Origin of the sequence: Novosphingobium rosa NBRC 15208 (assembly GCF_001598555.1) — a bacterium.
GTDB classification, from domain to species: domain Bacteria; phylum Pseudomonadota; class Alphaproteobacteria; order Sphingomonadales; family Sphingomonadaceae; genus Novosphingobium; species Novosphingobium rosa.
The window spans coordinates 1-19,869 of the sequence record NZ_BCZE01000079.1 but is presented as its reverse complement, the minus strand read 5'-3'; the positions used below and the strand labels follow the sequence as shown (position 1 = coordinate 19,869).

At 66.0% G+C, this 19,869-nt stretch carries 14 protein-coding genes; 9 read left to right on the top strand and 5 right to left on the bottom strand.

Going from position 1 to position 19,869, the window contains the following annotated elements; translation table 11 throughout:
• Window positions 1–11: 11 nt before the first annotated feature.
• The 3 genes from pstA to pstS are packed head-to-tail and all read right to left on the bottom strand — an operon-like array spanning window position 12 to window position 2,805.
• A complete protein-coding gene (pstA, locus tag SR3_RS24710; protein ID WP_068092045.1) occupies window positions 12–878 on the bottom strand; it encodes a phosphate ABC transporter permease PstA in 867 nt (288 codons plus the stop codon).
• On the bottom strand, window positions 878–1,792 hold the full coding sequence (gene pstC / locus SR3_RS24705; protein WP_068092042.1) for a phosphate ABC transporter permease subunit PstC: 915 nt from the start codon (window positions 1,790–1,792) through the stop codon (window positions 878–880). Before pstC ends, pstA begins: the two co-directional genes overlap by 1 nt.
• Window positions 1,789–2,805 carry a phosphate ABC transporter substrate-binding protein PstS gene (pstS, locus tag SR3_RS24700; protein WP_068092038.1) on the bottom strand — a complete coding sequence of 339 codons (1,017 nt, stop codon included), beginning with the start codon at window positions 2,803–2,805 and terminating at the stop codon, window positions 1,789–1,791. Before pstS ends, pstC begins: the two co-directional genes overlap by 4 nt.
• Before the next feature lie 670 nt (window positions 2,806–3,475).
• On the opposite strand from pstS, the gene SR3_RS24695 reads away from it, so the two are divergent.
• The 8 genes from SR3_RS24695 (at window position 3,476) to SR3_RS24665 (ending at window position 17,967) form a co-directional block, all read left to right on the top strand.
• Window positions 3,476–5,911 carry a TonB-dependent receptor gene (locus SR3_RS24695; protein WP_068092069.1) on the top strand — a complete coding sequence of 812 codons (2,436 nt, stop codon included), beginning with the start codon at window positions 3,476–3,478 and terminating at the stop codon, window positions 5,909–5,911.
• Between the two features lie 445 nt (window positions 5,912–6,356).
• The gene (locus SR3_RS24690) at window positions 6,357–7,139 is read left to right on the top strand and encodes a 3-hydroxybutyrate dehydrogenase (protein ID WP_068092035.1); all 783 of its coding nucleotides are present in this window, start codon (window positions 6,357–6,359) and stop codon (window positions 7,137–7,139) included.
• A gap of 207 nt (window positions 7,140–7,346) precedes the next feature.
• On the top strand, window positions 7,347–8,708 hold the full coding sequence (locus SR3_RS24685; RefSeq protein ID WP_245654086.1) for an efflux RND transporter periplasmic adaptor subunit: 1,362 nt from the start codon (window positions 7,347–7,349) through the stop codon (window positions 8,706–8,708).
• A 93-nt stretch (window positions 8,709–8,801) separates the two neighbouring features.
• A complete protein-coding gene (locus tag SR3_RS24680; RefSeq protein ID WP_068092032.1) occupies window positions 8,802–11,999 on the top strand; it encodes an efflux RND transporter permease subunit in 3,198 nt (1,065 codons plus the stop codon).
• Complete coding sequence (locus SR3_RS32690; protein ID WP_281198741.1) at window positions 11,999–13,900, top strand: efflux RND transporter permease subunit; 1,902 nt, start codon at window positions 11,999–12,001, stop codon at window positions 13,898–13,900. The genes SR3_RS24680 and SR3_RS32690 overlap by 1 nt, the downstream gene beginning before the upstream one ends.
• A 1-nt stretch (window position 13,901) precedes the next feature.
• Window positions 13,902–15,233 carry an efflux RND transporter permease subunit gene (locus tag SR3_RS32685; RefSeq protein WP_281198740.1) on the top strand — a complete coding sequence of 444 codons (1,332 nt, stop codon included), beginning with the start codon at window positions 13,902–13,904 and terminating at the stop codon, window positions 15,231–15,233.
• 13 nt (window positions 15,234–15,246) lie between these two features.
• Entirely contained in the window at window positions 15,247–16,662 is a 1,416-nt protein-coding gene (locus SR3_RS24670) for an efflux transporter outer membrane subunit (RefSeq protein ID WP_068092067.1), read from the top strand.
• Between the two features lie 357 nt (window positions 16,663–17,019).
• Window positions 17,020–17,967 carry a hypothetical protein gene (locus SR3_RS24665; protein ID WP_068092029.1) on the top strand — a complete coding sequence of 316 codons (948 nt, stop codon included), beginning with the start codon at window positions 17,020–17,022 and terminating at the stop codon, window positions 17,965–17,967.
• A 3-nt stretch (window positions 17,968–17,970) separates the two neighbouring features.
• On the opposite strand, the gene SR3_RS24660 is transcribed toward SR3_RS24665, so the two are convergent.
• Both SR3_RS24660 and apaG read right to left on the bottom strand, forming a co-directional pair.
• Window positions 17,971–18,759 carry a LysR family transcriptional regulator gene (locus tag SR3_RS24660; protein WP_068092026.1) on the bottom strand — a complete coding sequence of 263 codons (789 nt, stop codon included), beginning with the start codon at window positions 18,757–18,759 and terminating at the stop codon, window positions 17,971–17,973.
• A gap of 47 nt (window positions 18,760–18,806) precedes the next feature.
• Window positions 18,807–19,208: a Co2+/Mg2+ efflux protein ApaG gene (gene apaG / locus SR3_RS24655; RefSeq protein ID WP_068092023.1), complete on the bottom strand. Its 402-nt coding sequence runs from the start codon at window positions 19,206–19,208 to the stop codon at window positions 18,807–18,809.
• A gap of 202 nt (window positions 19,209–19,410) precedes the next feature.
• Here apaG and SR3_RS24650 point away from each other — a divergent pair, with 202 nt between their 5' ends.
• A complete protein-coding gene (locus SR3_RS24650) occupies window positions 19,411–19,848 on the top strand; it encodes a DUF6628 family protein (protein ID WP_068092020.1) in 438 nt (145 codons plus the stop codon).
• Window positions 19,849–19,869 lie beyond the last annotated feature (21 nt).

The following is a 19,869-nucleotide window of genomic DNA, read 5'->3' as shown; positions in this document are numbered from 1 at the left end:
GTGGTGTGCGGTCACTTGTGGAAACTCCCGCGCGTCAGCACGCGCCCGATGATGTTGGCGGCCAGCACGGCGGCGGCGATCAGCAGCGCACCGGCCCAGGCCAGCGCCTGCCAGTCGTCATAGGCCGAGAGGGCATATTGGAACATCAGCGTGGGCAACGAGGCCATGGACTGATCGATCCGGAACGACAGGAAAGGATTGCCCGGCGATGTGAAAAGCAGCGGCGCGGTCTCCCCGCTGATCCGGGCGAGGCCCAGCAGGGCGCCCGTCACCAGCCCCGAGCGCGAGGCGCGCCAGATGATGCTGCGGACCACATGGCCCTTGCCCGCGCCAAGCGCCATACCCGCCTCACGCAGGGCATGGGGTTGCAGGCGCAGCATATCCTCGGTGGTGCGGGTGACGACGGGCGTGGCCAGAAAGCCCAGCGCCAGCGCCCCTGCCCCGGCGGAAAAGCCATGCAGCGGCCGCACCACCGCCTCATACACGAAGAGCCCCATCAGGATGGAGGGCGCGGAGAGCAGCACATCGTTGAGGAAGCGCACAAAGCTGGCCAGCCTTTTGCCGTCGCCATATTCGGCCAGCCATGTGCCCGCCAGCACGCCCACCACCACGGCCAGCACCATGCCCAGCCCGCACATCATCGCCGAGCCGACCAGCGCATTGCGCAAGCCCCCGCTCTCTCCGGGGCCGGGCTGGTCGAGCAGGACCACATCGGCGGACATGCCGCCCAACCCCTTACTCACCAGCGTGCCCAGAATCAGCAGCAGCGCAAGCAGGGCGATCCCCGTCGCCAGCAGGGCCAGCGCCACGAAGACGCCGTTGGCCAACCGGCGGCGGCGCAGCAGGGCAGGATCACGGGGACGCTTCGGGGGGATCATCAATGGATCTCCCGCCCGATCAGCAGCCGCGCGCCGGTCAGCGCGGTGAAGGTGATGATGAACAGCACCAGCCCCAGCGCCATCAGGGCCGAGGCATGCAGATCGCCGGTGGCCTCGGCGAATTCATTGGCGATGGTCGAGGCGATGGTGGAGCCGGAATCGAACAGGCTTTTGGGGAAGCCATGGGCATTGCCGATGATGAAGGTGACGGCCATGGTCTCGCCCAGCGCGCGGCCCAGCCCCAGCATCACCGCGCCCACCGCGCTGCGCTTGATGAAAGGCAGCAGGATAAAGCGCAGCACCTCCAGCGATGTGGCCCCCATGCCATAGGCCGCCTCGCGCATATGGATCGGCACGGAGCGCAGCAGCTCGGCAAAGATGCTGGCCATATAGGGCAGAACCATCACGGCCAGGATCAGGCTGGCGGTGCAGATGTTGGCGCCATTGGGGATGCTGGCGAACAGCCGGTCCAGCAGCGATCCCGGCTGAGCGGCGACAAGGATCGGCATCTGCACATGGGCGGCGAACCACGGCGCCAGCACGAACAGCCCCCACATGCCGTAAACGATCGAGGGAATGGCCGCCAGCAGCTCCACCGCGATACCGATGGCCCGCCCGACCGGCGGCGGGCACAGCTCGGTGAGGAACACCGCCACGCCCAGCGCCAGCGGCAAGGCCAGCAGCATCGCCAGCACCGCTGTGGCCAGCGTGCCGAAGATCGGCCCCGCCGCGCCATAGATGTCATGCGCCGGATCCCACACATCGCTGGTGAGGAAGGTGAGCCCGGCGCGGTGCAGCGCGGGCCAGCCGCCCCACACCAGCGCGGCGAGCAGCCCCGCCATCGCCGCCAGCAGCACCATGGCGGCGGCACAGCAGGCGGCTTCGAAAAGTCTGTCGCGGGTGGCGGTCTTCATCGCGCCAGCCCCGACGCTTTCCAGCCTTGCCGTACCTGCGCCTTGATCGCGCCCGAAAGCGGCACATAATCCAGCCTTTGCGCCGCGGCGTCGCCCTGCGCCAGCGCCCAGTCGAGGAAACGCATCACCGCCCCCTGCCCCGCCCGGCGAGGCCCCATGCGGCGCATCAGGATGAAGCTGGCGCCGCTGATCGGCCAGCTGCCCGCGCCGGGGCGGTCCAGCATCAGCAGTTGCTCGCCCGCGCCGCTGCCCCATGGCACGCCATCGGCGGCCAGCGCGAAAGCGCGGGGCGTGGGCGCCACAAAGGCGCCCGCGCGGTTCTGCACCAGCGCCTGAGCGATGCTGACCTTATGCGCGAAGGTATATTCCAGATAGCCGATCGAGCCCAGCGTGCGCTGCACGAAGACCGCCACGCCATCATTGCCCTTGGCGCCGATCCCGGCGGGCCAGTTGACGGCATCGCTCGCCCCCGGTCCGCGCTGCCATGAAGGGCTGACGCGCGACAACCAGCTGGTGAAGAGATAGGTGCTGCCCGAACCATCGGCGCGGTGAACCACGGTGATCGGCAAAGCCGGCAGCCTGAGACCCGGATTCAGCCGTGCAAGGGCCGGATCGTTCCAGCGCCTGATATGGCCCAGAAAGATCTCGCCCAGCACCGGGCCGGTCAGGCGCAGCTGCCCGCTGCCCACGCCCGGCACGTTGAACACCGGCACGATGCCGCCGATCACCGCCGGAAACTGCACCAGAGCGTCGGCATCGAGTTGCGCGCGCGTGAGGGGCCGGTCGCTGGCGCCGAAATCCACCGTGCCCGCGCGGATCTGGCGCAGCCCTCCGCCCGAGCCGATGGGCTGGTAATTGACCTCATCGCCACTGCGCGCATGCCATGCCCGGGCCCATGCGGTGTAGAGCGGCGCGGGGAAACTGGCGCCCGCGCCCATCACGCTTTCGGCCCGCGCCGCCGGAACGGCCAGAGCCATGGCACAGGCCGCGCCCAGAAGTTTATGACGCCACATGCCGCGAGCCACCGAAGTCCATCATCATGTCCGGAGCGTACAGCCCCTTGAATATGACATCCCTGTGACAAAGGGTGCAGCGTTGCGCAAGCCGTGCGCCGGGGTCAAATCCCCGATGACAGCATATTTCAGGGCTTTTCCGGCTGAGTTGGCACCCACGCGCATCCACTGGCGACGCGAAAATGCCATGAAATTCATCGCTGCGTCACATGACAGAGGTCACCGCCAGAGACTGTGGCGAGAAAGACACAAACGCCATCGCAGCCTCCATCCCCTTCATCTTTAACGATCTTTTTATGCAGCCTGAATGGAGGCTTAATTTCTACGCGCAAACCCTTCCGCAAAAGCCCCAGATTTTCGCGCGAAATCAAGCCAATGGCCCCTAAGCGGGCAGCGATGAAACGCGCCAAACGGCCTCGCTCGTCCACGACGGCAGAGATTGGATCAAAATGGCAACGAATGATCTCAACTCTTTGGATAGAAATAACAATACATTGTTTTTATACGATTTTTATTGTCTCTGAAATGTCATCATACAGCCAAAAACAAGCAACAAATCAGTCTCCGAACCGTCATCCGCGCTTCCTACCCGCCGCCTCACAGGGGGGACAGCGGTCGAATCAGCATGACCGCTTGCCCGAACGCCACGCCTGACGACGGGGATTTCGACATGCAAAAATTTTTCAAGCTGACCTGCCCACTGGCCGCGCTGGCCGCCATGCAGACCATTGCCCCGGCCGCTTATGCCGCTGACGCCGCTGACGCTCCGGAAGCCGATGTCGCCGCCCCCGAGGGCAAGGGCATCGAGGACATCGTGGTCACCGCCACCAAGCGCGAAACCAACCTGCAGAAGACCCCGATCTCGATCTCGGTGATCGGCACCGAAGCCATCAAGGACCGCCACGTCCAGAGCCTCTACGATCTGGCCGACGGCGCGATCCCCAGCCTGCGCGTCGCCACCTTCGAGGCCCGCCAGACCGCCCTCACCATCGGCATCCGCGGCATCGTGCCGCTCGACGCCAACCAGCCCGCCCGTGAGCAGGGCGTGGGCGTCTATGTCGATGGCGTCTATCTGGGCCGCTCGCATGGTCTGAACGCCGGCCTGTTCGATCTGGAGCGCGTCGAAGTGCTCAAGGGCCCGCAGGGCACGCTGTTTGGCCGCAACACCGAGGGCGGCGCGCTCTCGCTGGTGTCGCGCGCGCCTTCGGGCAAGTTCGAGGGCCGCGTCTCGGGCGGCGTGGGCAATTACGGCGCCTACACCGGCGAGGTCCACCTCGACCTGCCCGAATACCACAATTTCTCGGTCAAGCTGGACGGCGTGGTGCAGTATCAGGGCGCCACGACCAAGAACCCGCTCGCGGGCCAGACCGGCTGGAACTACTATGACCGCCGCGGCGGCCGCATCGCCGTGCGCTGGAAGCCCTTCGAGGGCCTGACCAACGATTTCAGCTATGACACCGGCTATGACGCCAACTCGGCCTTCTACAGCCAGCTGCTGAACTACAACCCCAACGGCTGCCGCGCCGGCACGCTGGTTGCCGCCTGCACCCTGCCGGGCACCAACTTCTCGGGCCTTTCGGGCACGGTCAAGGCGCTGCCCAGCCAGGTGGTGATCAATGGCAAGACCCGCATGGCGGTGGCCGACATCGGCGTGCCCCAGCAGCCCAGCGTGGACAAGACCCACGGCTTCACCAACACGCTGAAGTACAAGCTGGCCGACGAGATCGAGCTGCGCTCGATCACCGCCTGGCGCGGCGTCAGCTCGATCCAGTGGGACAACTCGGGCGGCGCGCACCGCGTGCCGGTCTATGCCGCCAATGGCGCCTTCAGCCGCTATTCGCTGGCCAATCTGTGGCAGCACCAGTTCAGCCAGGAATTCCAGGCTGTCGGCTCGGTGAAGAACGTGGATTACGTCGCGGGTCTCTACTATTTCGTCGAGAACGTGCGTGACAACGCCGCCACCCCCAACTCGAACACCTGGACCACGGACGCCAACGGCAACGTCACCGGTTACACCATCAACTCGGCGGTGTTCACCAACCCCTTCGCCTCGATCGACCGCGCCTCGACCGTCAACTCCAAGAGCTATGCCGCCTTCGGCCAGGCCACCTGGAACGCCACCGACGCGCTGCACATCACCGTGGGCGGCCGTTACACCCATGACAAGAAGTGGGGCGTGCTGAACCTGTTCCGCAACAAGGATCCGCTGCTGACCGCCGCCGCCACCGGCTACACCCCGCTCAACAAGAGCTGGGACCGCTTCAACCCCATGGCCACCATCGCCTATGACGTGGACCAGAACGTCCATGTCTATGCCAAGTATGCCTCGGGCTATCGCGCCGGCGGCGCCTCCTCGCGCGCCGAAAACTATCTGGCCTTCAACCCGGAAACCGTGAACAGCTACGAAATCGGCCTGAAGTCCGAAATGCTGAACCACCGCGTGCGCTTCAACATCGCGGGCTACATCATGGACCGCAAGGGCTCGCAGGTCGACTTCAACAGCATCTATTCCGACACCAGCGTCACCCCGGCCTCCAACGTCAACACGCTCAAGACCGTCAACGCGCCCGGCATCACCAAGATCCGCGGCATCGAGGCGGACCTGACCGTGAAGCCCGTCGAAGGCCTGACGCTGAACGCCAGCTACGCCTATACCTACACCAAGATCCCGCCGGTCCTGAACCCCTTCACCGGCCTGGTGCAGAACGTGTACATCGTGTTCACGCCCCGCAACGCGGCCTCGGCCTCGGCTGACTACGAAATGCCTGTCGGCAACGCCAAGCTGCGCTTCCACATCGACGGCAACTACTCGCAGTCGACCCAGACCTTCGACCAGTTCGCCACCCGCAACGATGCCTCGCTGCTCGTCAACGGTCGCATCGCCCTGGCCGATATCCCGCTGGGCACCGGCCAGAAGCTGACCGTCGCCGGTTGGGCGCGCAACCTGTTCAACGAACAGCACGTCTATCGCCGCGATCCCTCGAACAGCCTGCCCGCCGTGACGCCCGCCGCCGGCAACACCGGTAACATCAACAACGTGCTGGGCGACTACGGCAACTTCAACGCCCCGCGCACCTACGGCATCGAAGCCAGCGTGAAGTTCTGATCTGAACGTCAGAGTTCCGTCGGGCGGGCCGCTCTTCCTCGGAAGGGCGGCCCGTTTGGTTTTGGGGATTAGGACGTTAAGAGAAGATGCGAGGGCCATCGCCCTCGCGCTCCCGTTACGTCTTCCGGCGAAGCCGCAGTGGCGCCCGATCGGTGCGCCCCGGCTCTCCACCTGCGCGACGCAAAGCGCCGCAGGCAGGAAGGCCCGGAACAATAAGCCGCATTGGTCATATTGCCTGCGGCGCGGCAACGTTCCGCAAGGCTGAACCCCGCACGCCACACCGACAAAACCCGGGAGCGCGAGGGTGTAACACCCTCGCCTTATCCTTTTTCTTCTTCCCTGTTTCCCCCCTAAAATTCCTCTCAAATCACCCCGCTTCCCAAGGTTGAAAAGCCAGCCTAGGATCGCGGCCTCCCCCCACCTCCCAACCTGCGGAGAACATTCGATGAGCATCCATGGCAAGATCTGCATCGTTACCGGCGCGGCCAGCGGCATCGGCCTCGCCATTGCCAAACTGTATGTCACCAATGGCGCCAAGGTCGCCATTGCCGATCTGAACATCGAGGCCGCCAGCAAGGCCGCCGCCGAACTGACCGCCCAGGGCCCCGGCGAGGCGATGGGCATCGCCATGGACGTGACCAATGAGCAGGCCGTCAACGATGGCGTCGCCAAGGTGGTCGAGACCTGGGGCACGGTGGATGTGCTGGTGTCGAACGCGGGCATCCAGATCGTCAACCCCATCGAGAACTATGCCTTCAGCGACTGGAAGAAGATGCTGGCCATCCATCTGGACGGCGCTTTCCTGACCACGCAGGCCGTTCTGCCGCATATGTACAAGCAGAAGTCGGGCGCGATCATCTTCATGGGCTCGGTCCATTCCAAGGTCGCCAGCCCGCTCAAGTCGGCTTATGTCACCGCCAAGCATGGTCTGCTGGGTCTGGCCCGCACCATCGCCAAGGAAGGCGGCGCCAAGGGCGTGCGCGCCAATGTGATCTGCCCCGGCTTCGTGCGCACGCCGCTGGTGGACAAGCAGATCCCCGAGCAGGCCAAGGAACTGGGCATCAGCGAGGACGAGGTCATCAAGAAGGTGATGCTGGGCGAGACGGTGGATGGCGAATTCACCACCGTGGAGGACGTGGCCGAGACGGCGCTGTTCTTCGCGGGCTTCCCCACCAATGCGCTGACGGGTCAGTCGCTGGTGGTCAGCCATGGCTGGTTCGCCGAATAAACCATGTAAAAACAGACGTGTATTCGGCGGGTAGGGTGAACGCCCCATCCGCCGAATACGCAATGATACAAAAAGCGGCAATTTGTGCCTTGAGCCTGTTACAAGGCCACGCCAAAGCGCATTGCTGCCCGATCCGGCTGTTTCCAGCTTGCTCCACACGGCCCGTTTCCTACGGATTGGCAGCCAACGAGTTTCAGGAGAAGACCTTTGACCATCGAGCACGACGAGTATGCACCACGCCGCCGCCCCCGTTGGCTGGCCTATCTGCTGGTGGCTGCTGGTGTCGGCGCGGTGGCCTGGGCGGGCAGCTATTTCGCCGGGGCCGGCGCCAAGAAGAACGCACGCTCGGGCCGCCCCGCCGCCGCCGTCGCCACGGCCCCGGTCGAGGCCGCCGACATGCCGGTGCTGGTCAAGGCCATCGGCACGGTGACCCCGCTCGACAGTTCGGTGATCCATGCCCAGCTTTCGGGCAACATCTTCGCCATCCTCTTCACCGAGGGGCAGATCGTGCAGCAGGGTCAGGTGATCGCCCAGGTCGATCCGCGCCCCTATCGCCTGGCGCTGGCCTCGGCCAAGGCCACGCTGGCCAAGGATCAGGCGACGCTGGGCACCGCCCAGCTCGACCTCAAGCGCTACGAGACGCTGGCGGCGCAGGATTCGGTCGCCCGCCAGACGCTGGACACGCAGCGCGCCACCGTGGCGCAGGCGCAGGCCACCGTCGCGGCAGACAAGGCGCAGGTGGGCACCGCCGAGCTGAATTTGCAGTATACTTCGGTGAAAGCGCCCTTCACGGGCCGCATCGGTCTGAAGGCGGTGAGCGTGGGCACCTATGTCACCGCATCTGACACCAACGGCATCGCCACCATCACCCGCACCGATCCCATCGACGTGCAGTTCACCGTGGCGCAGGGCCAGCTGGCGGACATCAACCGTCAGGCGGGCAATGGCCATGGTCTGGCCGTGACCGCGCTGGATCAGGATGGCGTGACCGAGCTGGCCAAGGGCACCTTCTCCACCTTCGACAATCAGATCGACACCACCAGCGGCACGGTGAAGGCCAAGGCGCGCTTCGCCAATCCCGGCCCCAACGGCGGCAAGCTGTTCCCCAACCAGTTCGTCAATGTGGCGATGCTGGTCACCACCCTGAAGCAGGTACCCACCGTGCCAGTCAGCGCGCTGCGCCATGGCGCGCCGGGCGATTTCGTCTTCGTGGTGGTGCCCGACGACAGCAAGCCGGATGAAAAAGCCGCCGATGCCAAGCCCGCTGGCGGCAAGCCCGGCGAGCCCACCGGCCCGCAGAGCAAGGTCAAGCTGGTGGTCGTGAAGACCGGGCCTTCGGACGGCACCCGCGTCGCGATCCTGCAGGGTCTGAACAAGGGCCAGCAGGTGGTGAGCGAAGGCGCCGACGGTCTGGATGACGGATCGAAGGTTCGCGTCGGCGGTGGCCATGGCGGTCATGGCGGTCAGGGTGGCGCGCAGAGCGGTGCTCAGGCTGGCGATGCCGCCAGCGGCGACCACAAGGGCCACCATCGCAAGGACCAGAACGGCGGCAATCAGGGCGGGGCGTGAGGCGTTTCGCCCCATCCCTGCCGGGCCTGACCGCCCTGCCCTTCTGCCTCACGCTTTACCGCGCCCTCTGGACCCGTCCTGACCGGAGCCATCATGTCGACCGCATCTGAAACCTCCTCGCCCGATGGCCCCAATCTTCCGCCACCCGCGGAAGTGGTGGAGGGCGGCGGCCCCTCGCGCCCCTTCATCCTGCGCCCGGTGGCCACCACGCTGCTGATGGTGGCGCTGATGCTGGCCGGTCTGATCGCCTGGAAACAGCTGCCGCTTTCGGCGCTGCCTCAGGTCGATTATCCCACCATTCAGGTGCGCACGCTCTATCCCGGCGCCAGCCCGGATGTGATGGCGCTGACCGTCACCAGCCCGCTGGAGCGCCAGTTCGGCCAGATGCCGGGGCTGACGCGCATGACGTCGAACTCCTCGGCCGGGGCCAGCGTGGTCACGCTGCAGTTCGGGCTCGACCTCAATCTCGATGTGGCCGAGCAGGAAGTGCAGGCGGCGATCAATGCGGCGAACTCGCTGCTGCCCAGCGATCTGCCCGCCCCGCCGGTCTATGCCAAGGTCAACCCTGCCGACGCGCCGGTGATCTCGATCGGCGTCACCTCGAAAACCCGCCCGCTGGGCGAGGTCGAAGGCATTGTCGAGCGGCAGTTCTCCAACAAGATCGCGCAGGAAAGCGGCGTGGGTCTGGTCAGCATTTCGGGCGGCCAGCGGCCCGCCGTGCGCATCACCGCCAATGTGACGGCGCTGGGCGCGCATGGCATCAGCCTTGAAACGCTGCGCACCGCGATCAGCAACGCCAACGCCAATCAGGCCAAGGGCACCTTCGACGGCCCCACCAAAAGCTGGACCATCGACGCCAATGACCAGCTGGCCAGCGCCGACGATTACGCCAAGCTGATCGTCGCCTGGACCAGCGCCGGGGCGCCCGTGGTGCTTTCCGATGTCGCCAAGGTGGAAAGCAGCACGGAAAACATCCGCACCGCCAGCTGGATGAACCGCACGCCCGCCGTCATCATCGACGTGCAGCGCCAGCCCGGCGCCAATGTCATCCAGACGGTGGACAGCATCAAGGCCGACCTGCCGGGTCTCGAAAAACAGCTCCCCGCCGATGTGAAGGTCACGCTGCTGACCGACCGCACCAGCGGCATCCGCGCCAGCGTGGAGGATGTGCAGTTCGAACTGGTGCTGGCCGTGGTGCTGGTGGTGCTGGTGATCTTCATGTTCCTTGGCAGCGCGCGCGCCACGCTGATCGCGGGGCTTTCGGTGCCTTTGTCGCTGGTGGGCGCCTTTGCCGCCATGTGGGCGCTGGGCTATTCGATCAACAACCTCACCCTGATGGCGCTGACGATTGCCAGTGGCTTCGTGGTCGACGATGCCATCGTGGTGATCGAGAACATCGCCCGCCATATCGAGCATGGCATGAAGCCCTTCAACGCCGCGCTGAAAGGCGCCAGCGAGATCGGCTTCACCATCATCAGCCTGACCGTCTCGCTGATCGCGGTGCTGATCCCGCTGCTGTTCATGGGCGATGTGGTGGGCCGTCTGTTCCGCGAATTCGCGGTCAGTCTGGCCGTCACCATCGCGCTTTCGGCTGTGGTGGCGCTGACGCTGGTGCCGATGCTGGCCGCGCGCTGGCTCAAGCCCGAGCATGAGGAGCGCCGCTTCGCCTTCGTCGACAAGACGATGCATGCCTTCGACCGTCTGGCCCATAAATATGCCAGCGCGCTCGACTGGGTGATGGAGCGCCCCAAACAGACCCTGCTGGTCTTCGCCGGATCGCTGGCGGTCACCGCGCTGCTCTTCGTGGTGATCCCCAAGAACCTCTTCCCCCTGCAGGACACCGGGCAGCTTTCCGCCACGATCATCGCGGCCAATGACACCGGCTTTTCCCGCATGAGCCGGTTGCAGAACGAGGTGGCCGATGCGCTGCTGAAGGATCCCTCGGTGGAAAGCCTCAGCTCCTCAGTCGGCGTGGACGGCATCAATCCGATGCTCAGTCAGGGCCGCATGCTCATCAACCTGAAGGATCTTTCGCAGCGCCCGGCGCTGGCCAAGGTGGTCGCCAACCTTCAGGATCGCGTGGGGCAGATCCCCGGCGTGAAGATGTACCTTCAGCCGGTGCAGGATCTGACCATCGACACCGAAACCGGCCTGACGCCCTATCGCTTTGCGCTGAAAGGCGCGGACCAGAACGCCGTCAATGAATGGGGCAACAAGCTGGCCGGCGCGCTGCAGAACGAACCGGCGCTGCGCGATGTGAATGCGCAGGTGCTGGCGCGCGGCCGCTCGGTGGTGGTGGACATCAACCGCGATGCCGCCGCCCGCCTTGGCGTCACCGCGCTGACGGTGGACAATGCGCTTTACGACGCCTTCGGCCAGCGCATCATCTCGACCATCTACACCCAGTCGAGCCAGAACCGCGTGATCCTGCAGGCCACGCCGCAGATGATCGCCGATCCCGCCGGGCTGGAACAGCTCTACATTCCGCTCAGCAGCGGCACGCAGGTGCCGCTGGGCACCGTGGCCACCGTGCATGAGAGCGAGGCTCCGCTGGTGCTGGCGCGCGAAAGCCAGTTCCCGCAGGCCACCATCGGCTTCGACATCGCCCCGGGCACCTCGCTGGGCCATGCCGTCGCCGCGATCCAGCGGGTGGAGAAGAACATCGGCCTGCCGGCTTCGGTCACCACCGATTTCTCGGGCTCGGCTTCCGCCTTCCAGTCGGCGCTGTCGAATGAGGGCGTGCTGGTGGCAGCCGCCATCGTGGTGGTCTATATCGTGCTGGGCGTGCTGTATGAAAGCTTCATCCATCCCGTGACGATCCTCTCCACCCTGCCCTCGGCGGGCATCGGCGCGCTGATCGCGCTGCTGCTCTCGGGCTATGGGCTGGGCGTGATCGGCATCATCGGCATCGTGCTGCTGATCGGCATCGTGAAGAAGAACGCGATCATGATGATCGACTTCGCCGTCGCCGCCATGGAGGAGGAAGGCCTGCCCGCCGACAAGGCGATCCGCCAGGCCGCGCATCTGCGCTTCCGCCCGATCATGATGACGACCTTCGCCGCGCTCTTCGCCGCCGTGCCGCTGATCTTCGGCACCGGCATGGGCTATGAGCTGCGCCAGCCGCTGGGTCTGGCCATCGCGGGCGGTCTGATCCTGAGCCAGGTGCTCACGCTCTTCACCACGCCGGTGATCTTCCTGGGCTTCGAGCATTGGCGTGAACGCCGCGCCGTGCGCAAGCAGCAGGAAACCGGGGCCACGGGCAGCGCCATGCCCGGATCGACGGGTCTCTGATGACGATCTCCAGCCCCTTTATCCGCCGTCCGGTCGGCACGCTGCTGCTCACCATCGGCGTGGCGCTGGCGGGCATTGCGGCCTTCTTCCATCTGCCGGTGGCGCCGCTGCCGCAGGTGGATATTCCCACCGTGATGGTGCAGGCCAGCCTGCCCGGCGCCAGCCCCGCCACCATGGCCAGCACCGTCGCCAGCCCGCTGGAGCGCCATCTGGGTACTATCGCCGGGGTCACCGAAATGACCTCGCGCTCGTCGATGGGCTCGGCGCAGGTGGTGCTGCAGTTCGACATGAACCGCGATATCGACGGCGCCGCGCGTGACGTGCAGGCGGCGATCAACGCCAGCCGCGCCGATCTGCCCACCACGCTGAAAACCAACCCCACCTATCGCAAGGCCAACCCCGCCGACGCGCCGATCATGATCATGGCGCTGACCAGCAAGACCCGCGCCCCGCATGAGATCTATGATGCGGTCTCCAACATCGTGCAGCAGAAGCTGCTTCAGGTGCAGGGCGTGGGCAATGTCGAGCTGGGCGGCGGCGCCCTGCCCGCCGTGCGCATCGAGGTCGACCCCACGCTGCTCACGCAGGCGGGCATCAGCCTTGAGGATGTGCGCACCGCGCTGCAGGCCTCCAGCGCCAACCGCCCGCGCGGCGTGATCGAGGGGCTGGACATCAAGGATGGCGGCAAGAGCTGGCAGATCTACGCCGGCCACGCCGCCGTGAAGGCCGTGGATTTCGCGCCGATGATCGTGGGCTGGCACAATGGCGCGCCGATCCGCCTGTCAGACGTCGCCAGCGTGCAGGACGGGCCCGAAGACACCCGCACCATGGGGCTGTTCAACGGGCAGAAGTCGGTCTCGATCATCGTCACCCGCCAGCCGGGCGCCAACATCGTGGAAACCGTCGATGCGCTCAAGGCCCAGATCGGGCCGCTGCAAGAGCAGCTGCCCAGTGACATCAAGCTGTCGCTGGCGATGGACCGCACCACCACCATCCGCGCCTCGCTGCATGAGGTGGAAATCACCCTGCTGATCTCCACCCTGCTGGTGATCATCGTGGTCAGCCTGTTCCTGCAGAGCTGGCGTGCCACGGTGATCCCGGCCAGCGCGGTGATCGTCTCGCTGCTGGGCACGCTGGGGGTGATGTATCTCTCCGGCTTCCTGCTCGACAACCTGTCGCTCATGGCGCTGACGGTGGCGACCGGCTTCGTGGTCGACGACGCCATCGTGGTGGTGGAAAACATCGCCCGCCATGTGGAAGACGGCATGAGGCCCTTCGAGGCGGCGCTCAAAGGCGCACGCGAGGTGGGCTTCACCGTGCTGTCGATCTCGGTCAGCCTGGTGGCGGTCTTCGTGCCGCTGATCTTCATGCAGGGTCTGGTGGGCCGCCTGTTCCGCGAATTCGCCCTCACCATGACGGCGGCGGTGGCGATCAGCCTTGTCGCCTCGCTGACGGTGACGCCGATGCTCGCCTCGCGCCTGCTGGCCGCGCACCATCCCGAGGACGGCAATCCCGAGGACAACGCCCTCTTCCGCGCCACCCGCCGCTTCTTCGACTGGCTGCAGGCGCGCTATGCCAGGGGGCTGGACTGGGCGCTGCATCATCGCGGCCCGGTGCTGCTCAGCCTGCTGGGCGCGGTGATTTTGAACGGCTTCCTGATCGGTGTGGCGCCCAAGGGCTTCTTCCCCAATCAGGACACCGGCGCGCTCAACGGCGGCCTGCGCGCCGACCAGTCGATCAGCTTCACCGCCATGAAGCAGAAGCTGACCCAGATCGAGCATATCGTGCGCAGCGATCCGGCGGTCGAGACGGTGGTGGCCTTCAGCGGCGGCAGCCGCGCGGGCGGCGGCTTCCTTTTCGCCACGCTGAAACCGCGCGGCGAGCGCCCCCCCCGCCGATGAGGTGATCCAGCGCATCCGTCCCAAGCTGCAGCGCGTGCGCGGCGTCAGCCTGTTCCTCAACCCGGTGCAGGATCTGGGCGCGGGCGGACGGCAGACCACCGGCACCTACCAATATGTGCTGCATGCCGACAGCGCCCAGCTGCTGGCCGATGCCGGCGACAAGCTGGTCAATGCGCTGAAAAAGCAAACCGCCACGCTGACCGATGTCGACATCGACCAGCAGGATGGCGGCGCCAGCGCCTATGTCACCGTGGACCGCATGGCCGCCGCGCGTCTGGGCGTGCCGATGAACACTGTCGACAACGTGCTCTACGATGCCTTCGGCCAGCGGCAGGTCGCCTCGATCTATCAGGGGCTCAACCAGTATCACGTGGTGATGGAGGCCAGCCCCAATTTCAACGGCAATCCCGAGGCGCTGAAATACATCTACCTGCCGGGCGGCACCAGCCTTTCCACCAATGTCGTCAGCACCAACACCTCGCTGGGGGCCAATGCGGCGGTGGGTTCGGCGATCAGCACCAAGGCCAGCACCATGCTGCCGCTGTCCGCCGTGGCGCGCATCAGCTCGACCAGCACCAATGCCTCGGTCAGCCATACCGATGGCGAGCCTTCGGCCACCATCAGCTTCAACCTGCCGCCCGGCATCAGCCTGGGCCAGGCCGCGCAGACCATTTCCGATGTGCAGGCGGGGCTGCATCTGCCCGCCACCGTGCATGGCGATTTCGGCGGCACCGCCAAGATCTTCCAGCAGTCCACCGCCTCCACGCCGCTGCTGATCGTGGCCGCGATCTTCACGATCTATGTCGTGCTGGGCATCCTCTATGAAAGCGCAATCCATCCGCTGACAGTGCTTTCCACCCTGCCCTCGGCGGGGGTGGGCGCGGTGATCTCGCTGATCGTGGCGGGGCAGCAGTTCGACCTGATCGCGCTGATCGGCGTGATCCTGCTGATCGGCATCGTGAAGAAGAACGCGATCCTGATCATCGACTTCGCGCTGGATGCCGAGCGTTCGCGCGGGCTCACCCCGCTCGAAGCCATCCGCGAGGCCTGCATCCTGCGTTTCCGCCCGATCATGATGACCACGCTGGCCGCGGCGCTGGGCGCCGTGCCGCTGGCCATCGGCTTTGGCGACGGCGCGGAGCTGCGCCGCCCGCTGGGCATCGCCATCGTGGGCGGACTGATCGCCAGCCAGATGCTCACCCTGTTCACCACGCCGGTCGTCTATCTCGCGCTCAATCGCTGGCGCCGCCGCAGCCCTTACGAGGCGCTGCTGTCACGCCATGGCGACAACAGTGCGCCCCATGATACCACGCCACTTGCCGATCCTGCCTGAAAGCCCTGATGCCATGAAGCATGCGTCTCTCATCCTCGCCTCCATCAGCCTTTTGAGCGTGACCGGCTGCTCGATGGCGCCGACCTATCATGTGCCCACCACCCCGCAGGCGCAGAGCTTCAAGGTCGAGCCGGGCTGGCAGGTGGCCGTGCCCGCCGACGATGTGGCCAAGGGCCAGTGGTGGAAGCTGTTCCACGATCCCCAGCTCGACGCGCTGGTGGAAAAGGTGGCGATCACCAACCAGAATGTCGTCTATTACCGCGCGGCGTGGGAACAGGCCCGCGCGCTGGTGCAGCAGGATCGCGCCTCGCTGTTCCCCAGCATCAGCAGCAGCGCCAGCACCACGCGCAGCGGTTCCTTCGCGGGCGGCACGGGCGGCAATGTGACCAGCGGCGCCACCACCGCCGTGCGTGTGTCCTCCAGCTACAGCGCCGCCGTCTCGGGCACATGGACGCCCGATCTGTGGGGCCAGCTGGGCAACACGCTCAAGCAGGCCAAGGCGCAGGCGCAGGCCAGCGAGGCCAATCTGGCCAATGCCACCCTCTCCGCGCAGGGCGATCTGGCCACGGATTACATGAGCCTGCGCGGACTCGATGCCCAGATCGCGCTGCTGGATGACACGATCAAGGGCTATGAGCGCGCGCTGACGATCACGAAGAACAAGTACACCTCCGGCACGGTCAGCAATGCCGATGTCTATACGGCGCAGACCACGCTGAGCAATGCGCAGGCCAACCGCCGCGATCTGGACCGGCAGCGCGCCACCTATGAGAACGCCATCGCGGTGCTGGTGGGCGAGAATCCCTCCAGCTTCAAAATCGCCCCCGCGCCCTGGGCGCCGACCGTGCCCGAGGTGCCCTCGGCCCTGCCCGGCGATATTCTGCAGCGCCTGCCCACCATCGCCTCGGCCGAGCGCGCGGTGGCGGCGGCCAACGCCAACATCGGCATCCAGAAGGCCGCCTTCTTCCCCACCATCACCCTGACGGGCCAGGCGCAGACCAGCGGCACGCAACTCTCCAGCCTGTTCACCGCGGCTTCCTCGCTGTGGTCCACGGGTGCTTCGGCGGCGCTGACGCTGCTGGATTTCGGCGCGCGGGCGGCCAAGGTGAAGGGCGCGCGGGCCGCCTATGACGAGACCGTCGCCACCTATCGCCAGGCCGTGCTGACCGCCTTCCAGGGGGTGGAGAACGATCTGGCCGCCAAGAATTCCTATGCCGAGCAGCAGGGCCAGTATGAGGCCGCCGCTCAGGCCGCGGGCAAGGCCGAGGCGATCACCCGCAACGAATATCTGGCCGGAACGGTGGATTACACCACCGTGACCAGCGCGCAGGCCACCGCCTACAGCGCGCGGGTCAACCAGATCCAGAACACCGTGAACCGCCAGACCACGGCCATCGCCTTGATCCAGGCCGTGGGCGGGCACTGGTAAGCCAAAGGCGGGATTGAACGATGAAAGCGGGTATTTTCACCACAATGGTGCAAATACCGCTTTCCCGAGGCCCGCGGCTGGGCGCAATCCTCCGCAACTCTCTCCGATCCCGAATCGATGCTGCTTCGCAAGGCCGGGTCGCCTGTGCCATTTTTGCTGGCAGACGCATCGCATCCATGATCCGTCGACCGGCATGAGGGCCGGTCTTGCGGGTCTCACAGCGCTCTTTTGCAAACGATATTTATCGCCGGACAATTTCGATGGCCCCGCTTTGGTGGCCGACACGCCGGCGGCACGATTGTTTGAAACCGTATCACGCGATTCCAGCAGACAGGTTCCGTCTTGGAGATGAACCCGATGTCCAGCCGCAGTCAGGGTACCAAGAACCGCCACGCCGCACGCAAACACCGATCCGGGCGCAAACGCGGCGCCAAGGACGCCACGACGCCGGCGCTGGCCCGCAGCAGCCATGGGCATGCCGCCCCCACCCCCGCGCAATTCGGCGCCCGCGCGCCGCTGGCAAGCAGACCCGCCGCGCCCGATGTGCCGTCCCTCTCGCTGCGCGGACATTGGCTGGCGCCGGAGATGCGGCAGGCGCAACCATCGCGGATCAAGGCCAAACCCGTCGCCGCGCGCCATCAGGACAGCCCCGCCCCCGAACCCGTGAAAGCGCCGAAGATCACCAGCGCCATCGTGCGCCCGATGTCCGCGCCGGGCATGGCCCATCTCTCGATCAGCTTCAGGATGAGCAGGAACGGCCCGCCGCTGCTCGAAAGGGCTCGTGACGAGGTTGCGGGAATCACCGCCGCCTGCCCGCAAGGCAGCGATGCTTTCGCCTCAGCGGAAACGGTGGAGGGGCTGCCGGCTTCGCCAGCTGTCATGCCCGAACAGGCAACGCCAGCGCCCGCCGAAGCCTATCTCCATACCAGCCCTGACGACACCGCCGCCCCCGCCCTGCCGCTGCCCAGACAGACCGAGCCTTTGGCCGAACCTCTGGCCGCGCCGCAGCGCATCCCGCAAAGCCCCGACGCCAGCTGCCCGCTGCCACGCCATCTGGCGCCCGCCAAGCCCTCCGAAGGGCTGTGGGGCGCGATGGGGCACTGGCTGCGCAGCGCGGGGCAGATGCTGGCGTCGGGCTTTATGGTCAAGAAGACGCGGCCCCGCACGCCCTCCCCCGCCACCATGCGCGAGCAGGCCGAACTGACTCAATTGCGCGCCGAAAACCGCCGTCTGCGCACGCAATTGAACGGCATGATGCAGGCCAGAACGCCCGATGCGCGGATGATGGATAGGGTGCCGGGCTGAAGCTCAGGCCCCGGTCAGATGCGCCACCAGCGCCTTGACCTTCTTCTGTCGCCATTGCGGCAGAGGCGCGACCAGCCAATAGGCACGGCGTGAAGCCTCGACATCGCCCAGCGCGGCGATGCGGCCCAGATCCTGCCAGCCCTGCGCCAGAATCTGCGGCACGCGCGCCCGGCCCATGCCCGCCGCCGCCGCCGCCAGAGCCTGCCCCGCATCGCCGACATGCAGCAGCGGCTCAACGCCCGGCTCGCCTCCGGGATTGGGGTCGCCGGGCCAGGCGATCCACTCACCTTGCCCGACCGTAACCACCTTGGCCTCACCCAGCAGGGCGCCTTCCAGATCGCCGGGCCCCTCGGCCAGGCGGACCGCCAGATCGAGATTGGCCTCGGTAAAATCGGTCGAATCGCCATCGACCAGCATCACCCGCACCTCGGGATTGGCGGCGCGGAAGGCGGCCAGACGCGGCGCCAGCCAGGCGGCGAAGAAATCGCGCGGCGCGGCAATCGTGTAGACATGGGCCGACTGCCCCGCCTGCATCGCCTGCACCGCATCCTCGAACTGCAGGAAACCGGCGCGCAGCGGCTCAAGGCCGGCCTGCGCCTCATCGGTCAGCTCCAGGCCCTTCGCCGTGCGGCGGAACAGCACCACCCCCAGCAGATCCTCCAGCGCGCGAATCTGCTGGCCGACCGCCGCCGGGGTCACCGCCAGCTCGTCCGCCGCGCGGGTGAAGGAAAGATGGCGCGCGGCCGCATCGAACACGCGCAGGGCATTGAGGGGCAAGTGGGTCCGCTTCATGGCCTGTGGTTGAACCGGCAGGCCACGCGCGTCAAGCAACTGTGGCTTTACCCCGCAGTAGCCGGAGCCGCGAGGGGGAAGTGCGGGATGGCCACGCGCAGCTCTTCCTCATCTTCCTGACGGCGAAAGGTGTAATGGCCTTCCATGCTGCCATTGGGCGTGGCCAGTGGGCAGCCCGAGACATAATCATGACTCTGCCCCGGCGAGAGCACCGGGGTTTCCCCCACCACGCCCTCTCCATCGACAAAGCTGACAGCTCCGCGCCCGTCGGTGATGCGCCAGTGCCGCGTGAGCAGTTGCAGCGTGGAATCCGAGTCGTTCTCGATACGGATATGATAGACCCAGAACCACTTCCCAGCCTCAATACGCGACTGTTCCGGAAGGAAATTCACCGCGACTCGCACGGTGACCCCATCGGTGGTCGCTGCATGCTGGAATAGTTCTTTCATACTGGTTTGTTAGCCTGACTTTACCTCGCAAACAACTGCCTTGGCGCGGATCTTGTCCACCGGTTCACCATGGCTTGCGACGAGCCGAGTGCCTCAAGGCGCCCAAAGGTTGGGGGTCGATGCGAAAGAGTTATTGCGATTCATTCTTAATAGCTTTAACTTGAGTCTCCTGACGGCCATTCGCCAGTGGAGCCAAGCAGCCATGGACATCAACGAACCCAACAGCATGACTCACATCCTGCCCCATCCCGCCCCCAGCGACCAGACCACGCGCATGCTGCTGATCGCGGCGCGGCGCATGGCCGTCCACGGGCTCTACGATGCCTCAGCGGCCATGCTGATGGTGCAGGCCTTCGGCATCCACTTCCGCAAGCCGCTGGTGCTGCTGCGCGCCTTCCTGATGGAGACCTCCTCCGCCGCCACCGGCGATATCCGCATCGCCCCCTGCTGTCTGCCGCGCATGACGTTGCAGGAAGGGTCGATGATGGCCGCCATCGCGCATGCGGCCTCGCGCCCGGATGTGGCGGCGAGCCATCTGACGCATCTGACCGGGCAGGATGTGCCTTGCGGGCTGGTGACGACAGCGCAGGCTTTGTCGATTTCGCTGGCGGAGTGCGGGCGGCCGGTGGTGTTGGATTGACGTCTGGAAGTCGGAAGATGC